This window comes from Paenibacillus sanguinis 2301083 = DSM 16941 (genome assembly GCF_000374825.1).
Classification (GTDB): Bacteria; Bacillota; Bacilli; order Paenibacillales; family Paenibacillaceae; genus Fontibacillus; species Fontibacillus sanguinis.
Genome location: NZ_KB895383.1, coordinates 65,176 through 85,043 on the forward strand (window position 1 = coordinate 65,176; position 19,868 = coordinate 85,043).

Consider the following 19,868-nt stretch of genomic DNA (forward strand, 5'->3'; position numbering starts at 1 on the left):
TATGATAAATTTTAAAATTAAGAAAGAAATATTTATCTGTATTTTTTTTGCGCTCTTATGAAAACGTCGTTATGAACTCGCCATGTGCGAAGAAGGGAGTCAAACGCGTGGTACAACTACCGAAATTAAATGATCTAGGCTTTTTTGAAATCCGTTTGGAATCCATTGGTGGACTAGGTGCCAATCTGGCGGGGAAAATGCTGGCTGAGGCCGGAGTAGAAGGGGCTGGGCTGAATGGAGTGAGCTTCTCCTCCTACGGTTCGGAGAAGAAAGGCTCGCCGGTCAAGGCGCATATTCGCTTCTGTGATCTGAACACGCCAATTCGCGATACATCGCCGGTGGAACGTCCACATATCGTAGGTATTTTCCAGGAGGCGCTGGCTAAGACGGTCAACGTCATCAGCGGTATTTATGCTGACAGTACGGTGCTCGTTAACTCTCGCAATACGCCGCAGGAATTGAAGGAACGGATGAAATTAGTTGGTGGAACGATTGCAGTTATCGATGCTACCGGAATTGCTTTGGAAGAGAAGAACCGTGTCAATATGGCCATGCTGGGAGCGATGTTCCGGTTGTGTCCATTCCTGGACCCGGAAACGATGAAGGATGTTATTCGCAAATCGCTGGAGAAGAAATATCCGCTGACGGTGGCTCCGGCTCTGGCTACGTTTGACCGGGGCTACAATGAGGTTGTCTTTGAGACGTTTGCCTTGCCGGAAGGTGTCAGCATGCCAGCCTTTGTCCGTGCCGATACACCGGTATTGGGGTATGAAACCCAGCCGATAGGCGGAGTTATTGTGAACCCGGGCAACAGCATTCTGAAGGACCTCAGTATTTCGCGTTCCGGAATGATGCCACATTTCAGGGAAGAGGCCTGTATTAACTGTGCCCAGTGTGATAATGTATGCCCGGATAACTGCTTTGTGTGGGAGGAGCGTCCTGACAAGAAAGGGCGCCCGCAAATGTTCCTCAAGGGGATTGACTATCAATATTGCAAGGGTTGCCTGAAATGTATCCATGCCTGTCCGACCGATGCTTTGTCCGGAGAACGGGAAGAGGAAGGATATTCGGCTGAGCATAGGGTTCCACATTTATTTGATTTGGCGGCTCGCTGATTGAGGTAGTTCAAGAATAAAGCAGAAAGGTGGCAGAACAATGGCGATCGATTTAGAACAGGAACGCCGCGCGGGTACTGCCCCGCAACGCGTGGTTTATGAGTCAGGCAATGAAATGGCGGCCTATGCGGCCAGCCAAATCAATTATCATATTATGGGGTATTTTCCGATCTCCCCATCCACTGAGGTAGCTCAATTTCTTGATCTGATGAAAGCAAATGGCCAGCATGATATCAAGCTGGTTCCCTCGGATGGAGAGCATAGCTCCGCAGGGATTTGCTATGGAGCATCGACGGCCGGAGGCCGGGTATTCAATGCAACCAGTGCACAAGGGTACCTCTATATGCTGGAGCAGATGCCTGTTCAATCGGGAACACGGTTCCCTATGGTCATGAACCTGGTTTGCCGTTCCATTTCAGGACCATTGAATATTCACGGCGACCACTCGGATTTGTATTTTTCACTGAACACAGGATGGCCGATTCTGATGTGCCGCGATCCGCAAGCCGTTTACGACATGAATCTGATTGCCCTTAAGCTGGCGGAAGATCCTGAAGTGAGACTCCCCGTGCTGGTGGCCTCGGACGGTTATTTCACCTCTCACCAGAAGCGCCGGGTACACACCTTTGCCAAGCAGGAGGACGTGTGGAAGTTCGTAGGCAAGCAAGCGCCAGAGGGCTTCGCGCATACACTGGACCGCAATAATCCCATAACCGTTGGACCTTATATGAACGAACCGGACTATATCAATAACTGCTACCAGCAGTCGCAAGCCATGTATAATGCGGAGCATGTATTTGAGCGGATCTCCGATGAATATGCGATGTTGACCGGACGCGAATACAAGATGCTGGACCTGTACCGCATGGAGGATGCGGAGGTTGCTGTCTTCCTGATGAACTCGGCCTCCGAGATCATCAAGGACGTTGTTGACGACCTGCGTCGTCAAGGGATCAAGGCCGGATCGATTGCGCCAAACATGATTCGTCCGTTCCCGCAAAAGCAGATTGCCGAGGCATTGAAAAATGTCAAGGCGATTACGGTAGGTGACCGTGGTGATTCCTATGGGGCTTACGGCGGCAATATGGTCAATGAGATCAAAGCGGCCTTGTTCACACACGGGAACCATACTACCCAGGTCATTAGCCGGATTTATGGGCTGGGTGGCAAGGAATTCTATGCCGAGGACGGACATCATTTGTTCCAACTGGCTATCGATGCCGTGAAGAAGAACCGTGTTGAGGTTCCGTTTGATTATTACGGTCATACCGCTGGCGATAAGGAAAAGCTGCCCAAGCGTGTTTTGAATCCATTGAAATTTGAGGATTTGAAGACCGGTCTTATTACTGTAACCAAAAATGAAGAAACGGGTAAGCTGGGTGTACGCATCCCACCGCTCCGTTCCTTGACGAAGAAGCCCAAGCGGATCGCTCCAGGGCATGGTGCGTGTCCAGGCTGCGGCATATTCTCCGGGCTGGAATTGTTCTTCAAGGGGATTGAAGGGGATATTGTCGCCTTGTTCCATACGGGCTGTGCGATGGTGGTAACTACAGGTTATCCGTATTCCAGTCATAAAGCGACCTACATTCACAACTTGTTCCAAAATGGCGCAGCTACCCTGTCGGGTGTGGTGGAAATGTTCTGGGAGCGCAAACGCCGAGGCGAGTTGGATGATTTGGGCTTGCAGGATGATTTTACCTTTGTCATGGTAACAGGTGACGGCGGAATGGATATCGGTATGGGACCGGCTATCGGCGCTGCATTGCGTAATCATAAAATGATCATCATCGAGTATGATAATGAAGGTTATATGAATACAGGGGCTCAGCTTTCCTATTCCACACCGCTGGGACACCGTACTTCAACGTCCAATATTGGCAAGGTGCAGAAGGGGAAAACATTCCAGCATAAGGATACAGCGCAAATCATGGCAGCAACGAATATTCCGTACGTCTTTACCGGTAGTGAGGCTTATCCGCAGGACTTGGTGAAGAAGGCTGCGAAAGCTCAATGGTATGCACAAAATGAAGGCCTGGTTTATGGTAAAATTCTGATTGCATGTCCACTTAACTGGATCTCTCCGGATGACCAAGGGACGAACATCGTGGATGCCGCGGTTAACTCGTGTTTCTTCCCGCTCTATGAAGTGGAACAAGGGAAAACCGCGATTACGTACAATCCGGAGGAGAAGAACAAGCGTGTACCTCTTACGGACTGGCTGAAGACGATGGGCAAGACGCGTCATTTGACGAAGCCGGAAAACGCCGAGGCCTTGGCCGAATTTGAACAAGAGGTAGAGCGGCGTTGGAAAGTGCTGCAAGCCAAACACGAAAATCCTTATTTGTAAGGTGGTTTTTGGAGATGGACCAACAATTTCGCGCTTTCCGTATACATCAGGATGCGGAAGGATTTCGATCAGGCATAGAACTGGTAGATGCTTCCGTACTTCCTGATGCGGATGTCACCATCGCGGTGCGTTATTCCAGTGTGAACTATAAGGACGGCTTGGCCAGTCTACAGGATGGCAAGATCGTCCAGCGTTATCCCTTTATTCCCGGGATTGATTTGGCCGGGGAGGTCATGGCTTCCCGCGATGAACGTTTTCACCCCGGAGATGTGGTGCTCTGTACCGGTTATGGATTAGGCGTATCCCATGAGGGGGGCTATGCAGAAGTGGCCCGGGTTCCCGGCGATTGGCTGTTGCCGTTGCCTCAAGGCCTGACGTCTCTTGAAGCGATGGCGATAGGAACCGCCGGCTTTACCGCGGCGATGTCTGTAGAGCGGCTGCTTCATAATGGCCTTGCGGCTGAACAAGGACCTGTTCTGGTCACCGGGGCCACGGGCGGTGTCGGCAGCATGGCCGTGTCGATATTAGCCAAATTGGGTTTTGAGGTGGTAGCCTCCACCGGGAAAGTAGAAGCTGGCGATCGGCTCAAGGCCCTGGGAGCTTCTGCTGTGATAAGCAGAGAAGAGGTCTCGCAAAGCAAACGCGGCGTATTATCCAAGGAGCTGTGGGCAGGTGTAGTTGATCCGGTGGGCGGACCAGCTACCGGCGAGATTGCCAAATCGGTCAAATACGGCGGAAGTATTGCCTTATCGGGGCTGACCGGCGGCGGAAGATTTGAGACGTCGGTACATCCTTACATTTTGCGTGGGGTAAGCTTGCTGGGGATTGACTCGGTTTATTGCCCTGCAGAATTACGGGCTGATCTTTGGAGCAGGCTTGGCGGGGCATGGAAGCCGGAGACGGCGCTGGAGCACTTGATTACAACGATCTCTTTGGAGGATTTGCCTAAAGCGCTAGCTATGATTTTGCAAGGTCAGATGCTTGGCCGACAGGTTGTAGCCTTGTAGATTTAATTCATATAGCTAAGAATACAGGGTGGCACTCATGAGCTAAAATGAGCTGCCGCCTTTTTATTTCCCCTTTTTTTATCGTATGAATGTTTAATTTGTACAAAGACGAGAGCAAAAAAATATGCCATACTAGCCATAAACAAGGAGTTATTCTGGAAGTCGGTTGTCTACGATTTAATTTTGGCTGGTTCAGATTGAGCTTAACGCTTCATGGGGAGGGAGAAGAGGATGAACGAGGCTCCGAAGGCGCCCAAAGATCCCGATGTCCGGCGCAGCAGCTTTTACGTCATGTATGAGAACAGGATTGAGGGCACGCTCAGGCCAGACGGGACATATTCTCATGAGATTTATCTGGAAGGGAGATTAGTAGAGAAGGCGAGATATATGGGTGGAGTGATGGATGAAGAGATCCTCCGCTTGCTCCAGGACTGTGAGGGCGTGCGTCGCCTGGTGCATAGTATTGGCGTTACGGTGAAGGCTGACCATGCTCAGCCAAGCCCGGTGCAATTCGTGTACCAGAACTGGGGTCATACGAGCAAATACGAGTCTGGTACCCGAATTGAACTGACCTGCCTGGCGGATGGGTCTGAGACACTGCTCAGCATGGAGGAGGTGGAGTGGGGGACAGATGATGACGTACCTGGCAGTTTTACCTTTATTTTTGCCCGGCCAGGGGAAAGGGCTACGGTCAGCGTCGTATTTTATTTACATAAAGGCTTTCATATTCCGGACATTTCCCCGGAGGGAGCCATCGCTTTTGATTCAGAGGCTTATCGCCGGTTGATTGCCAGCTCTCTTCTCAACCGAGGGCATAACCGACGATTGAAGGCAGCTATTCAAAAAGCAAAACGTGGAGAAAAGGTCACGATCGCTTTCATTGGCGGTTCGATCACACAAGGCGCCGGTGCAGTCCCGATTCACGAACAATGTTATGCCTATCAAGCCTGTGAGCGATTCAAGCAAAGATTCAGCCCCGGTGGCGAGGCGGAGATTCAACTTATCAAGGCAGGCGTGGGTGGGACCTCTTCGGAGCTAGGGGTGGTCCGATATGAACGAGATGTGCTCCGGGAAGGGCAAGTTGCTCCGGATATCGTAGTTATCGAGTTTGCCGTCAACGATGCGGGTGATGAGACGGAGGGGAATTGCTTTGAGAGCTTGGCGTTAAAGGCCTGGCAGGGTCCAGGCAACCCGGCGGTTATTTTATTGTTCAGCGTGTTTGCCGATGACTGGAATTTGCAGGAACGCTTGGCGCCTGTAGGTTGGCATTTTGATTTTCCAATGGTGAGTGTCAAGGATGCCCTCGTTCCGCAGTTTCGGCTCACCAAAGCGGAAGGGAATATCATCTCCAAACGGCAATTTTTCTATGATATCTACCATCCGACCAATGACGGCCATCGTGTGATGGCGGATTGCCTGGATGAATTGTTCCGCGTAACGGACGCTTTACCGTTGGATGACGGAGAGGCGGTTATGGGCAAGCCGCCGATCATTGGTGATGATTTTGTTCATCTCAAGCTGCTGGACCGTCATCAAGCAGAACGAGTTGCTGAAGTTGAGCCTGGGGGATTTACAGGGCTGGATACGGATTTGCAAATGGTAGAAATGGATGCCCATTCCTACCGCAGCGCTCAATTTCCGGATAATTGGATGTATGAACCGCATCGTGGGCGGCCGGAATTTTGCCTCAAGCTCTCCGGCAAACGCCTTATTCTGATTTTTAAGGATTCGGGCTCGGCTGAGTTTGGATGCGCGGAGCTATGGGTGGATGGGCAATATCTCAAAAGGCTGGACCCCCATGAAAATGGCTGGACCCACTGCAATCCCGTTTTATTGTACAACGAGCAGGAGACCCGGGAGCACACGGTCATCATCCGCATGGTCAAGGGGGAGGAGCATAAGCGCTTTACGGTGCTAGGCTTCGGCTATGAGTGAGCAGCAAAGGTCTAGTATTTTTGGGCTGAACAAGGGGAGTATCCAGATTCAAGGCATAATCCCCTCCTCAATCAAAAAAATGAAAGCGCTATCTAAAAAGGTTTGATAGGCATATAATTTATATCATAAATCATAAAAGGAGCCATGCAGATGAACGATGTTAATACCCATGTGGCAGAAGCTGTTGTGCTTGTTCAGCAAGGTCAGGCAGTCCCCGTTTATATGGATGAACAGGGTCAGGATTATGCTGGAATCAGGCGTGTCTCTTCCTCACTGGCCGGAGACATTCAGCTTGTTACTGATGTCTTGCCGGAGCTAATCACTGACAAAACGCGGCTGAGCAAGTCAGCGGTCATAGCAGGGACCATCGGACAAAATGATATCATTGATTCCTTAATCGCAGAAGGACGGCTTGAAGTGACCTCATTGCGCAGCCTGAGGGAAAGCTTCATCATCTCCGTTGTGGAAAATCCATGTCCCGAGCTTGATCAGGGAATCGTAATTGCAGGCAGTGAGAAGCGGGGGACTCTGTATGGCTTGTACCATATCTCCAGGCTGATCGGAGTCAGCCCATGGGTTTATTGGGCAGATGTATATCCGGCGAAGCAGCCAGAGCTGGTCTTCACGAAGGAACAACTGGAATTTGCCTCGAAGGAGCCTTCGATCCGCTACAGAGGCTTCTTCTTGAATGATGAATGGCCTTCACTGGGGTCCTGGTCCAGAGACCATTGCGACGGATTTAGTGAGCGGATGTATGAACAGGTATTCGAGCTGTTGCTGAGGCTGAAGGGCAATTTCCTGTGGCCGGCCATGTGGAGTGCTGTATTCAGTGAAGACGGTTTAAGCTACCCGTTGGCTAACGCCGCACTGGCCGAGGAATATGGGATTGTGATGGGAACCTCGCATCATGAGCCGATGTGCCGGGCCGGAGAGGAATGGAAGAAGACGCATCATTTATATGGTGAACATGGCTTGTGGGATTATTGGAGCAACCAAGAGGCTATTACGAAATTCTGGGAGGCTGGTGTCGTTCGCAACAAGCCGTTCGCTAATGTCATTACACTTGGCATGCGCGGAGAGCAGGACTCTGCGCTTGGAGGTACTTTGGAAGAGAATATCCGGCGCTTGAAGGAAATTATTCTGACGCAGAAGGAATTGCTGCGCAGACATGGGCTGGAGCGCGCGCCGCAAGCCTTGACGATTTATAAGGAAGTGGAGGCGTTCTGGTACGGAACAGACGAGGTACAGGGGTTGCAGGATTGGGACGTACTGGATGATGTCACCATCATTATGTCGGATGATAATTTCGGCAATATGAGAAAGCTGCCCGAGGAAGGCCGGCGAAATCGCCAGGCGGGCTGGGGGATTTATTATCATTTTGATTATCATGGCGCTCCGAATTCCTATGAATGGGTGAATACGGTTCCTCTTGAGAAGATATGGGAGCAGATGTCGCTAGCCTATGATTATGGCATCAAAGACCTTTGGATCGTGAACGTAGGTGATCTGAAGCCGATGGAGCTGCCGCTCTCTTATTTTATGGAGTTAGCCTATGATTTTGAAGCCTGGGGAACGGCTCAGCCTAATCGTACAAGGGAATTCCTTCAAGGATGGGTGAAGCAGCAGTTCGATCATGCGGTCGTCGCACCAGAAGCACTCGGCGGCATTGCCGAGGTGCTGGAGAAGTATACTAGAATGAATGGTCAGCGCAAGCCGGAGGTTACTTATGCGGACACCTATAGCGTATCTCATTATGATGAAGGGCAGCGAATGCTTGCAGAGGTGCTGGAACTTGAGCGGCAAGCCGGGGTGTATTATAGCATGATTAGCGAGCCGCACAGGGATGCCTATTACCAGCTTGTGTACTATCCTGCCGTGGCTAGCGCTAATGTGAAGAAAATGCAGATTTATGCCGGGTTCAATCAGAAGTACAGCAGCTTCACGCCTCCCAGCCTACGATCCAATGATTATGCCGATTTAGTAGAGGAAGCGATTGCTCGAGATAAGCAGCTCCAGCAGGAATTCAACCACCAGTTATCCGGCGGAAAATGGAGTGGAATGATGTCTTCTGCTCATATCGGCTATGCGAATTGGAACGATGAAGGCTGGCAGTATCCGGCTTACAGCTATGTCGTTCCGCAGAAGAATGCCTGGATGATGGTAGACGTTGAAGGAACCCTTGGCGGATTCGGCTCCGGAACACTGGCACTGCCGACTTTCACCAATGTTCATAAGGAAAGCTATCGTGTGACGATTAGCCATGCCGGGGAGCAGGTCCTGGATTACTGCGTGAAGCCAAATGCAGACTGGATCAAGCTGGAGCGACAGCAGGGAAGCTACCTGCAGGGAGAGGATCTCTATGTTTCTCTGGATTGGGAGCAGGTGAAGGCTCCATTAGCTGGAGAGATCGTGATTACTTATGGTCATCAGCCCGACGCTCAGACGGTGAGAATTACCGTTCATGCACAGATCATATCTACTGATGCCCTTCCTCCTATGACCTTTGTTGAGACGAATGGTGTGGTTGTCATGGAAGCTGAGCATACCTGTGATCGAAAGGGTGGGCAAGGAGCTTTTTTTGAAGTGATTGAGAAATATGGACGTTCCTTATCCGCCGTGAAGCTATTCCCGACAACGTTGCGGTATGAGCGATACCAGGAGGCTCCTTATCTGTCATATCGTCTATGGGTGGCTGAACAGGGCATTTATACTGTTACTGTTCATACTGCTCCTACAAATCCACTGACGAAGAAGGGACAGCTTCCCTATGCTATAGGAATGGATGATAACGAGCCGGTGATCGCCCAACTGCTGCCCGCGGAATTTGTGGCGGGTGAATCGCGACATTGGGAACAGGCAGTGTTAAATAATGTTCATACCCATGCAACGCAGCATGTGCTTGGGTCTGGCTTGCATACCCTGCGTATTTATGTGCTGGATGCGGGATTGGTACTTCAGAGGCTTATAGTATCGAGGGTTTCACTTCCATTCTCCTATTTTGGTCCACCTGAAAGCTACTTTAAGCGATAGTTCAAGAAGTCATCTTTTGCTCACAAGGCGATTCAGGGAGCGGATTTGGTCGCAGTATTACCAAAAGGTAGGGAGGGACTAGCATGATGAACGTATTGCTCGTGGATGATGAGCCATGGGTTCTGGAGGGATTGCGTACGATCGTTAATTGGAACAAGCATGGGTTTCAGATTTGCGGGGAGGCAGCTAATGGGCATTCTGCCTGGTCGTTGATGGAGCGTTTGCAGCCTGATTTAGTGCTAACGGATATCCATATGCCCTCCATCAGCGGGCTTGAATTGATTAACCGATCTCATCAGGAGCTGAGCCATCCCCCTCGGTTTGTCATTCTGAGTGGCTACGATAATTTTGAATATGCGAAGACAGCACTTGAGCAGCAGGTGGAGGATTATCTTCTTAAACCGATCGACGAAGATGAGATTGAATTAGTATTAGAGCAGGTGAAGAGAACTATTTTGCACGAGCAGGCTGCTACGGAGCGCTGGCTTCTTGACCGCAATTTGTACGGAAAAGGCTTGATTCACCGCTTGCTGCAAGGGGAGGATCATCAAGAACTGGTCTATGAAGCAGCCGATTGGCTCCAGATTGAGAGTTATGAGAAGGTCGCATGTCTTCTGATCGATGCCAACATAGGAGAGAGGGAATGGAATCAGCTGGTCAAGGAGCGAATCCAATCGTTTTTGCCAGAGAGATGTGCGTATTTGGAGGGAAGAGGGGTTCTGCTCGCCGGCGAGCGTTCCTACGCCTTGGATCAGCTTGAAGCCCTGGGCAGAAGCATAGTTGATGAGGGCAGCGATGATTTTATTGTGATGATGGCGGCGGGGTACGGCGAAGGGGGGGTGCTTGCCTTGAGGACAGCCTATCAACAAGCATTATCCACTCTGGAACGAAAAATTAACGATAGAAGGGGAGGCACGGCCAATCTGAATGGCGGTGAGCAGAATGACAAGATGAGAAGCGTGAACAAGAACGCTTTGGCCGCCTTAATGAATATCTTGTGCTCTAATGACCACTCAAAGCTTGAGCCGGCAATGGATGCTTTGCTGGCCGAGCCATCCTCTAGACGACCTGCCAGCGATATGGAGTATATCCGTATCCAATTGCTTGCGCTGGAGATGGAGATTCTTAAGCAGTTGAAGGCATGGGGAGGCAATGCTGAGCATTTCGCTGAAAGATTGCAACCGGGTCTGAGCGTGTTTATTGAAAGGCTTAATCATGCAGAGATACGCAGGTATACCGCCGATTTATGTAGGCGGAGCATGGAAGTTCTCGGAGAACAACGCCAACGCAGTGAGGCAAATACCATCTTCCAGGTTGTTCGGTATGTGGATCAGGAATTCCGGACAAAGCTTCAGTTGCAAGATCTGGCCCGCAGGTTCCATATGAATTCAAATTATATGGGGCAGGCCTTCAAGCAGCAAACCGGTCGAACCTTCCGTGAATATTTAAATGACAGGAGAGTAGAGGAAGCGAAGAGGTTGCTGCGGCAGACCCGGATGAGCATAGCCGAGGTGGCCGCACATTCCGGTTATCCCAATGCAGATTATTTTGTCAGTCAGTTCAAGCGGATGACGGGTGCTGCTCCTTCTGTTTACAGGAAGCAGCAGTGACAAGGCTGAGCACGGAGTAAAGACATGTACTGTACGGAAGGGTGGGAATGTACTCAACATGAGAAGAATGCGGTTCCGCAGTATCGTTAATGATATTCCACTCAACTACAAGCTGATATTGATCTATCTCATCGGCATTTTACTGCCTTTAATGATCATAAGCTGTCTGTTCATGGACCGGATGTCCGAGCTGATTCGGGAGCGGGAAGAACAGAATTTGCAAATTTCACTAGAGCGGGCAAGAAAGGATATTCACAGCATGATTGATGGGGGAATGTCAGTCAGTCATGCCTTGATTACCGATAAATTGTTGTCTGAAGCGATGGATCGCGTCTATGAAAGTCCATTGGATTTCTATAATACCTTCGACGAGCAGCTCCGACATCGGGTAACCTCCTATATACCTGTTAATAATCAGATTCAGCGTATTGGCATCTATACGGACAATCCCAGCATCGTGTCCGGCGGAGATTATTATCTATTAGATCAATCCGTACGCTCTAGTAGCTGGTATCAACAATGGCAAACCTTCAAAGGCTCTGTGAAAGTATCTGCCTACCGGGATCGATCCATGAACGATTCCGCAGCTACCTCCCCATACCTTAGTATTATTGAGCGCATGGATGATTACGCAGCGGATCATTCCTTTCAGAAGCTGGTGCGAATCGACTTCTATCTTAGCCGCTTCTATGATGTAATTGCCAGGGAACGCCATTATCTGGAATTATATCTGGTGAATGAATTGGGGCAGGTTATCGTATCCACGGACGACCGCTATCAGGGAGAAGGGGATGCTGATTATATCTTGTTTGATCATATTGGGGCAACGAATAAGGAAATACATATGGTTCCTATCGGCAATGCCAGCTATGTAAAGGGCTGGAAGCTTATCGGTGTGCCGCAGGGAACACGGGTGAAGCAAGCTATGCTGGATATGCGCCTTTATTTTGGCATTCTGGCAGGCATAATCACCTTGCTGACCTCCCTGTTTATGTATGTGATGCTGCGCTCCTATAATGACCGGGTGAAGCGCCTGTCCAGACAGATGCAAAAGGTGAGGAACGAGAAGTTCGATCGGATTGACATGGATGGCGGCCGTGATGAGATTGGTCAGCTGATTGGCAACTTCAATATGATGACGACGCAAATTCATTCGTTAATTAACAACGTCTACAAGCTGGAAATACAGCAGAAAAGCCAGGAAACCGAGCGTATTCGGGCAGAGCTTAATTTGCTGCAAAGCCAAATGAATCCGCATTTTTTGTTCAACACGCTGAACGCCCTGTTAGTGGTGAGCACGAAAAATAATTATGTTGACGTAAAAAATATTATTAAGGATTTATCCAAGCTGCTTCGTCGTTTGCTGAACTGGAAGGACGATTTGGTTCCGCTAGAGGAAGAGATTAGTTTTACCGTGATGTATTTGGGGATTGAGAAGTTTCGTTTCCGGGACAAATTTGAATACCACATTAAGGTTGACGAGAAAGCCCGTCATTATAAAATACCGAAGCTGAGCATTCAGCAGTTGGCGGAAAATGCCTGTAAGCATGGTATACAAGCCATTGAGGAGTTGGGCATCGTAACCATACGTGCTGAAGTGATCGGCGATCATTTAAGCGTAGTTATTGCTGATAACGGTAAGGGGATGGAGAAGGAGCAATTGCAAGAGGTGTTATACCATATGCGCAGTACAGAGGACCCTGGTGGAAGCAATATAGGTATCCGCAATGTCTATCGGCGCCTGGAGCTGTATTATGACAACAAGGTTCAATTCGATGTAGCAAGTCAGGCTGGAGAAGGGACACAGGTAGCATTCAAAATTCCGTTGCATCTGCTTGAGCGGCAGGAGGAAGGAGGGCACAGCCATGGCGTATAAGGTGCTGCTGATTGATGATGAGCCATGGGCACTGGAGGGGCTCCAAATGATCGACTGGGAGGAACTTGGCTTTCATGTATGCGGCACCTGTAGTAATGGAGTGCAAGGCTTGAAGCTGATGGATGAACTGGGGCCTGATCTGGTGATGGTGGATATCCATATGCCGGTGATGGATGGCCTGGAGATGATTCAAGCCTGGCGCAAGAGCGGAAGGCAGGATACGAAATTCGTTATTCTGACAGGCTACAGCGATTTTGAATATGCCCGCAAAGCGCTTAAGTGCAGGGTGTCCCGATACTTGTTAAAGCCGCTCGATGAGGAGCAAACGTATCTGGAGATTCGAGCCATCCAACAGGAACTAAGGGAGGAACGGGCGCAGCTTCAGATTTCCAAGGCGGCTCGGCGGGAGAAGGAACGGCTGTTGATCAAGGAACAGCTGACAGCAAACGTATTATCCCAGCCCGACAGAGCGGAGCTGGAGTCCCTCTCATTGCTGGCGGAATATTGGAATGTGGGGGTGATACGGGCCCCGAAAAGGGAGATGGTTCGGATTAGACCGGCGACTGCCAAATCCGCAAGCGGACGCTCTCCTATGTATCTTGTTCAACTGCGCCCTGATATTTTCTGCCTTGTATTCGGCTGGTGCGAACACCAGAAAGCCCGGGAAGGGGAGTGCATGGAGGCACTGGCCCGCTGTCTGGCGGGTTGTCGTGCATGGATCTCCATAGGGGTTGGCCAGCCGGTTGGCTCGCTTATGGAAATTGAAACTTCTTTCAGGACAGCAGTAGATGCACTGATTCATACGTTCTATGAGTCTGGAAAGAACAGGATCATGTATTATGCTGACGTGAAGGAACGTGAATTTCAAAGCTGCTATCAACAGACAGAGCTTCTGGAGCGTATTCTGGAAGCATTTCGAGTGCTTGATGCTACCGATTATGAGGAGGCCGTAGATTGGATAGATCACTCCTTTCGTGAAGCAAGCATTTATCCGAATGAGGCTCGAAAAATTATCATCTATCTGCTTCATGAGATCAGCATGTATATGAGTGGGCAGATGAAACAGGCCGCAGGGCCTTCTCCTCGCTTGTTTGATATACCAAACCTGGATGAAGCCTTGACCTTTGACGAATTAATCGGAATGCTGCGCTCCTGTGGGCGCGTGTGCTTCGATTGGTTGCTGCAAGAAACTTCGGCAGAGGCGCAAGGAATCGTTCAGGACATTAACGAATATATCGGGGCGCACTTTCGTGAGCGGCTGACAATTAAAAGGCTGGCAGAGCGATTTTTCCTTCATCCGGCTTACCTTGGGCAGCTACTGATGCGCAAGAACGGAGTGAATTTCCATGAGTATCTACATCACTTGCGAATTGAAGAGGCCAGCCGATTGCTTCGGAGCCATCATTATAAAAACAGCGAGGTTGCGGAGCTGGTTGGCTACACAAGTTATCAATATTTTTTGCAGCAATTTGAGAAGCGTTTGGGGATGTCGCCTAACGAATACAAGAAAACCTAAGATTTGCAAGGATATAGCTATAATTCGCATGTAGTTCCAGCCCCTGTATCAATCTTATAATAAAATCAGCTTTATGAAAGGGCTTTCATTTTTGAAAAATAATTATTCTGGAGGTGCTTTATGGGGGACAGAAAAAGAGTGCTGCTTCGGTTTGGAGCTGTGCTGTTGCTGGCCTTAAGCGTTACTGTTGCCGGCTGCTCGGGTGGCAATTCGAAGGGGGCAGATGCGGGTAAGACAAACAGTGCTGGGAGCAGCGAGGTAGGGCCGGATCAACCGATTGAAATCTCTGTGTTCTTGGGAGAAGCGGGACAACAGCCTACTGCGGATAACAAAATTTATAAGAGAATCAAGGATGAGCTTGGTGTTACCTTTAAATTTGAATTTCTGGCAGGAGATAAGAACCAAAAGCTTGGTGTCATGATTGCTGGTGCTGATTATCCGGATTTGATTACGGCAGATACAAAGCTGACGGCAGCCGGAGCGGTCATCCCGCTGGAGGATATCATTGAGCAACATGCTCCTAACCTCAAGAAGCATTATGAGAAGTATTGGAATCAAATGAAGGATCCTAACGATGGGCATATCTACTACTTGCCGAACTATGGCGCCTATAACAGTGAGGTTTCTGATACCTATTACAGTGGCCCGGCATTCTGGATTCAGAAGGCGGTGCTTAAGGAATTCAATTATCCGACGCCCAAGACGCTGGATGAATATTTCGAGCTGATTGCCAAATACAAGGAGAAGTATCCTACCATTGACGGCCAGCCGACCATCGGATTCGAGATATTGAACTATGACTGGAAGAACTGGGGGTTGCTCAATCCTCCACAGCATTTAATCGGTCATCCAAATGATGGCGGTGTCGTGGTGAAAGATGGCGTTGGTGAAATATTTGCCGACAAGGATTATGCCAAGAAATACTACCAGAAGCTGAATGATATCAACGCTCAGGGGTTGCTGGATAAGGAAACATTCACTCAGAACTATGACCAGTACATGGCGAAGCTCTCAAGTGGTGCGGTTCTGGGTATGTTCGACCAGCATTGGAACTTCGGCAGTGCAGTTGATTCCCTGAAGACGCAGGATAAGCTGGAGCGGACTTATGTGGGCTTACCGCTGGTATATGATCTCAGCATCAAGGATTATTACATGGATCGTCCTTCACTAAATCTGAACAACGGTTTCGGGATTACGGTAAATGCCAAGGACCCGGTCAAAATTATCAAGGTGCTTGATAAGCTCATTGAGGAAGACTGGCAGAAGCTGCTGGCCTGGGGGGTTGAAGGAGAGGATTACCAGGTCAATGAAGAGGGGCGCTTCATTAAAACGCAAGAGCAACGTGATAATGCTAGTGATGCTACATGGAAGCTGGCTAACAAAGCCGATGCTTATTATGGAACAGCGCCCAAAATTGAAGGGTATTTCAGTGACGGCAATGCTACAGCGGCGAGCAACCAACCCGAGGAATATCAAGCAAGTTTGAAGCCTTTTGACAAGGAAGTGCTGGCCGCGTACGGATTCAACAGCTATGTTGATTTCTTTAGTCCTCCTCCTGAGAACCCGATTTACTATCCTGCCTGGTCCGTTGATTTGGTTGAGGGCTCTCCAGCCAAGATAGCTAATACCAAGCTAAACGAACTGTCTACAAAATATTTGCCCAAAGCGATATTGGCCACGCCGGCAGAGTTTGAAGCGACATGGAAGGAATATGTTGATGAAATTCATAAGCTTGACATCAAAGCCTACGAGGACCGAATTAATGAGGTATTGAAGTGGAGAATCGACAACTGGACTGTGGAATAAACGCGCTGGACTTGAGGAAGGGAGAATGAAACTTCCTTCCTCTCAATCTAAGGATGGATAGGGAGATCGATATCATGGAGGAGATTGTGACAGAAGCAAGACCCCTCAAGCCGCCGGTAAAGCGTCAGAGACGACGGTGGTCGTGGAATACAGTGAAGGAGCAAAGACAGCTTATCTATATGTCTGTGCCGCTGCTCGCTTATATTATTTTGTTTGCTTATGTACCGGTTACAGGCTGGACCATGGCTTTCCAGGATTACAAGCCTGCGCTAAGCTTTGGTGAACAGACCTGGGTGGGATTCAAGCATTTCCAATTTCTCTTTACAGATGATAATTTTATGCGAGTGCTGCGGAATACGCTGGCTATGAGCATCATTAATTTGGTCTTGGGGTTTGTTACAGCCATTATCCTGGCCTTGCTGCTTAATGAAATCAAGAAGACGTTCTGGAAGAGAACCGTACAGACGATCTCATACCTGCCGCATTTTCTGTCGTGGATTATCGTTACGGGAATTGTGGCTACTTCCCTTGCTTCCGATGGCATTATTAATGATCTGTTAATGAAGCTGAACCTGATTGACAAGCCGATTATTTGGCTAAGCGAAGGCAAGTATTTCTGGGGGGTAGTGGGGGCTTCCCATGTATGGAAAGAGCTTGGCTGGAATACGATTATTTACCTGGCCGCGATGTCCTCCATTGACCCGGCCTTGTACGAAGCCGCCGATATTGACGGAGCGAACCGCTATCACAAAATGTGGAGCATCACGTTACCGGGCATTCGGCCAACGATTGTCATTTTGTTGATCATGTCCGTTGGTCATATTCTGGAGGCCGGCTTTGAAGTGCAGTATTTGCTGGGCAACGGATTGATTATGGACTGGTCGGAAACGATTGATATCTTTGTCCTCAAATATGGGATTGCGCAGGGCAATTATTCTCTTGCTACCGCAGGGGGCATTTTCAAAACCTTTGTCAGTATTACTATGCTGCTGCTCGCCAACTGGACCGCCAAGCGGCTAGGGGAGGAAAGGCTGCTATGATGAGAAAACAAGGAGGTATTGAGCCGCTCGTTTTTCACACATTAAATACCCTGTTCATGATTATCCTGGTCATTGTGACCCTGTATCCTTTCCTGAATACGATCGTTGTTTCGTTTAATGCGGGAAATGACACCATTCGCGGCGGGCTGTATTTATGGCCAAGACAATTCACGCTGCAAAATTATAAAGCGGTATTTGCTTCGGGAACGATTTATGATGCCTTCATGATCTCGGTGGCCCGTACGGTGCTATCGACAATTCTCAACATCTTCCTCACGACGATGTTGGCTTATGCCATTAGCCGGAGGGAGTACATTTTCCGCAAACCAATCACAGCTATATTCGTACTAACCATGTATTTTAATGCCGGGCTTATTCCGAACTACTTCTTGATGAAGGACCTGCATTTGCTCAACAATTTTCTGGTCTATGTGTTGCCGTCCATGATCAGCGCCTTTAATCTAATCGTCATTCGGACTTATATCGGCACGATTTCCGAGAGCTTGGTGGAATCAGCCAGAATTGATGGGGCTGGAGATTTCAAAATTTTCTGGAGGCTTATTTTCCCGCTCTGCAAGCCTGTGCTTGCTACGATTGCGTTATTTGTGGCTGTGGGTGCATGGAACTCCTGGTTTGACGCCTTTATCTATACCTCCTCCAGACAGGAGCTGAGCACGTTGCAATATGAATTAATGAAGCTGCTCTCTTCGAGCATGAATGCGAATAGCAACCCTGCTGTAGCTAACGGTGTAGGGATGGAGCATATGACCCAGGTAACGCCAATTTCCATCCGAGCGGCCATTACCATTGTGGCCTCGGTTCCCATTTTGCTGGTCTATCCGTTCATGCAAAAATACTTTGTCGTTGGACTGAATGTAGGGAGTGTCAAAGAATAGATGAACGAACCGAGATGGTCTGCAATGACTCATTACTCCAATCCGATCCTCCCGGGTTTCTATCCGGACCCTAGTGTGACCAGAGCGGGATCCGATTTCTATCTGGTATGCAGTTCCTTTGAATATTTCCCTGCCGTGCCGATATTTCGGAGCAGGGATCTGATTCACTGGGAGCAAATCGGGCATGTGCTGGATCGGATCAGTCAGCTTGATTTAACCTCGAGAAGAAGCTCAACGGGCATTTATGCGCCAACGCTACGTTATCATAAGGGCATATTCTATATGATCACCACCGATGTAGGTGGGATCGGCAATTTCTATGTGACAGCCACTGAACCGGCCGGGCCTTGGTCAGACCCTATTCGTGTGCCATATGGAGGTATTGATCCTTCCTTGTTTTTTGATCATGACGACAGGGCTTATGTAACAGTTCAGCAAGGAGCTGATAAGGATTCCCATATTATCCAGTATGAAATTGACATAGTTACTGGAGAGGCGAAATGCGCGCCCCAGGTGGTGTGGAGGGGAGATGGCGGTCCTTGGATTGAAGGGCCGCATTTATACCGCATTCAAGATATGTATTACCTGATGTCTGCCTCTGGCGGCACGGGTAAGGCACATCGTGAGATCATCGGGCGCAGCCGTTCTCCATATGGTCCCTTTGAGCCAAATCCCAATCCGATATTAACGCATAACCGCCTTGAGCATCCTCTGCAATGTCTGGGCCACGCTGATTTAATTGAAGATTTGAACGGCAAATGGTGGGCCGTATTCCTTGGAGTGCGATGGATAGAGGGCAACTATAGTGTGCTGGGCAGGGAGACCTTCCTGTCCCCTGTCGTCTGGCAGGACGGGTGGCCGCAGATTGATAATAATGAGGGAACGGTAGATCTGAATATGACGGTGACACACAAGCAGATGGAACCGTTCCACAGCACCGAACCGCATAGAGCCGTCTGGCGTGACCATTTTGATAGAGAAGTGCTGGGGCCAGAATGGGTATTCATACGGAATTCTGCTGATGGCTACTATTCTCTGAATACAGAGCATGAGGGATTAACACTATACGGACAGACGGGTACGCTTGGGGACTTGGGACCCATCACCTTTGTAGGCCATCGGCAACAGCATATGAAGGCAAGCTTTACTACATCTTTGTCCTTTGCCCCCATGGCGGAGGGCGAGGAAGCCGGATTATGCGTACGCCGGGATGAGGATGCCCATTATGAAGTCGGAATCCTCCATTCGGGAAGCAGCCCGCTGCTTATAGCTCGTCTTACCGTACGCGGTCAGTCGCAGGTGGTGTATGAAGCAAAGCTAACATCCACCTCCATACTGCTCCGCATTGATGCCTTAGGGCAGGAATACGCCTTGCTGTACTCCGAGGGACAGGATAGCTGGACCCATATAGCGGCTGGCACAGCGAGGGCCTTGTCTCCCGAGGACTCTGTGCGGCATATGTGCTTTACAGGTGCAGTAGTTGGATTATACGCAACGGGAAATGGACGATCAAACAGCTCGCCGGCATGCTTCGCTTGGTTTGATTATCAGTGGGACCATTGATTGGCATAGGATTTGCGCCGGATGCGGCATATAAGGACGGCATATAGGGTTAGGTGCATGCCTGGACAAAGCAGAGAAATACGGAGAAAACAAGGGTTGCACGACGGGGCCGCTTGGTGTAAACTCG

General features: G+C 49.4%; 12 protein-coding genes. All 12 read left to right on the forward strand.

Features of this window, described 5'->3' with window-relative positions:
• The first annotated feature begins 107 nt into the window (after positions 1 to 107).
• The 12 genes from C557_RS0113640 (at position 108) to C557_RS0113700 (ending at position 19,741) form a co-directional block, all read left to right on the forward strand.
• Complete coding sequence (locus C557_RS0113640) at positions 108 to 1,115, forward strand: 2-oxoacid:acceptor oxidoreductase family protein (RefSeq protein WP_018752433.1); 1,008 nt, start codon at positions 108 to 110, stop codon at positions 1,113 to 1,115.
• Positions 1,116 to 1,155: 40 nt separating this feature from the next.
• Positions 1,156 to 3,462 (forward strand): thiamine pyrophosphate-dependent enzyme, encoded by a 2,307-nt coding sequence (locus C557_RS0113645; RefSeq protein WP_018752434.1) that lies wholly within the window; start codon positions 1,156 to 1,158, stop codon positions 3,460 to 3,462.
• A 14-nt stretch (positions 3,463 to 3,476) separates the two neighbouring features.
• Positions 3,477 to 4,469, forward strand: a complete 993-nt coding sequence (locus tag C557_RS0113650) for an acrylyl-CoA reductase family protein (RefSeq protein WP_018752435.1) — start codon at positions 3,477 to 3,479, stop codon at positions 4,467 to 4,469.
• Positions 4,470 to 4,700: 231 nt separating this feature from the next.
• On the forward strand, positions 4,701 to 6,404 hold the full coding sequence (locus tag C557_RS0113655) for an SGNH/GDSL hydrolase family protein (RefSeq protein ID WP_018752436.1): 1,704 nt from the start codon (positions 4,701 to 4,703) through the stop codon (positions 6,402 to 6,404).
• Positions 6,405 to 6,554: 150 nt separating this feature from the next.
• Positions 6,555 to 9,434: a glycosyl hydrolase 115 family protein gene (locus C557_RS0113665; protein ID WP_018752438.1), complete on the forward strand. Its 2,880-nt coding sequence runs from the start codon at positions 6,555 to 6,557 to the stop codon at positions 9,432 to 9,434.
• Between the two features lie 83 nt (positions 9,435 to 9,517).
• The gene (locus C557_RS0113670) at positions 9,518 to 11,044 is read left to right on the forward strand and encodes a response regulator transcription factor (protein WP_018752439.1); all 1,527 of its coding nucleotides are present in this window, start codon (positions 9,518 to 9,520) and stop codon (positions 11,042 to 11,044) included.
• A gap of 58 nt (positions 11,045 to 11,102) precedes the next feature.
• The gene (locus tag C557_RS0113675; RefSeq protein ID WP_018752440.1) at positions 11,103 to 12,920 is read left to right on the forward strand and encodes a sensor histidine kinase; all 1,818 of its coding nucleotides are present in this window, start codon (positions 11,103 to 11,105) and stop codon (positions 12,918 to 12,920) included.
• Positions 12,910 to 14,436, forward strand: coding sequence for a response regulator (locus C557_RS0113680; RefSeq protein ID WP_018752441.1), 1,527 nt, complete (start codon positions 12,910 to 12,912; stop codon positions 14,434 to 14,436). The genes C557_RS0113675 and C557_RS0113680 overlap by 11 nt, the downstream gene beginning before the upstream one ends.
• A gap of 120 nt (positions 14,437 to 14,556) precedes the next feature.
• Complete coding sequence (locus C557_RS0113685; RefSeq protein WP_018752442.1) at positions 14,557 to 16,242, forward strand: type 2 periplasmic-binding domain-containing protein; 1,686 nt, start codon at positions 14,557 to 14,559, stop codon at positions 16,240 to 16,242.
• A 74-nt stretch (positions 16,243 to 16,316) separates the two neighbouring features.
• Positions 16,317 to 17,282, forward strand: coding sequence for an ABC transporter permease (locus C557_RS0113690; RefSeq protein WP_018752443.1), 966 nt, complete (start codon positions 16,317 to 16,319; stop codon positions 17,280 to 17,282).
• Complete coding sequence (locus tag C557_RS0113695; RefSeq protein ID WP_018752444.1) at positions 17,279 to 18,178, forward strand: carbohydrate ABC transporter permease; 900 nt, start codon at positions 17,279 to 17,281, stop codon at positions 18,176 to 18,178. The genes C557_RS0113690 and C557_RS0113695 overlap by 4 nt, the downstream gene beginning before the upstream one ends.
• On the forward strand, positions 18,179 to 19,741 hold the full coding sequence (locus tag C557_RS0113700; RefSeq protein WP_018752445.1) for a glycoside hydrolase family 43 protein: 1,563 nt from the start codon (positions 18,179 to 18,181) through the stop codon (positions 19,739 to 19,741). It begins immediately after the preceding gene.
• Positions 19,742 to 19,868 lie beyond the last annotated feature (127 nt).

Bases quoted from the DNA above. Each gene is read 5' to 3' on its own strand.
- C557_RS0113655 (WP_018752436.1), top strand. From the start codon at position 4,701: ATGAACGAGGCTCCGAAGGCGCCCAAAGATCCCGATGTCCGGCGCAGC.
- C557_RS0113700 (WP_018752445.1), top strand. From the start codon at position 18,179: ATGAACGAACCGAGATGGTCTGCAATGACTCATTACTCCAATCCGATC.
- C557_RS0113665 (WP_018752438.1), top strand. From the start codon at position 6,555: ATGAACGATGTTAATACCCATGTGGCAGAAGCTGTTGTGCTTGTTCAG.
- C557_RS0113675 (WP_018752440.1), top strand. From the start codon at position 11,103: ATGAGAAGAATGCGGTTCCGCAGTATCGTTAATGATATTCCACTCAAC.
- C557_RS0113650 (WP_018752435.1), top strand. From the start codon at position 3,477: ATGGACCAACAATTTCGCGCTTTCCGTATACATCAGGATGCGGAAGGA.
- C557_RS0113690 (WP_018752443.1), top strand. From the start codon at position 16,317: ATGGAGGAGATTGTGACAGAAGCAAGACCCCTCAAGCCGCCGGTAAAG.
- C557_RS0113680 (WP_018752441.1), top strand. From the start codon at position 12,910: ATGGCGTATAAGGTGCTGCTGATTGATGATGAGCCATGGGCACTGGAG.
- C557_RS0113670 (WP_018752439.1), top strand. From the start codon at position 9,518: ATGATGAACGTATTGCTCGTGGATGATGAGCCATGGGTTCTGGAGGGA.
- C557_RS0113685 (WP_018752442.1), top strand. From the start codon at position 14,557: ATGGGGGACAGAAAAAGAGTGCTGCTTCGGTTTGGAGCTGTGCTGTTG.
- C557_RS0113695 (WP_018752444.1), top strand. From the start codon at position 17,279: ATGATGAGAAAACAAGGAGGTATTGAGCCGCTCGTTTTTCACACATTA.
- C557_RS0113645 (WP_018752434.1), top strand. From the start codon at position 1,156: ATGGCGATCGATTTAGAACAGGAACGCCGCGCGGGTACTGCCCCGCAA.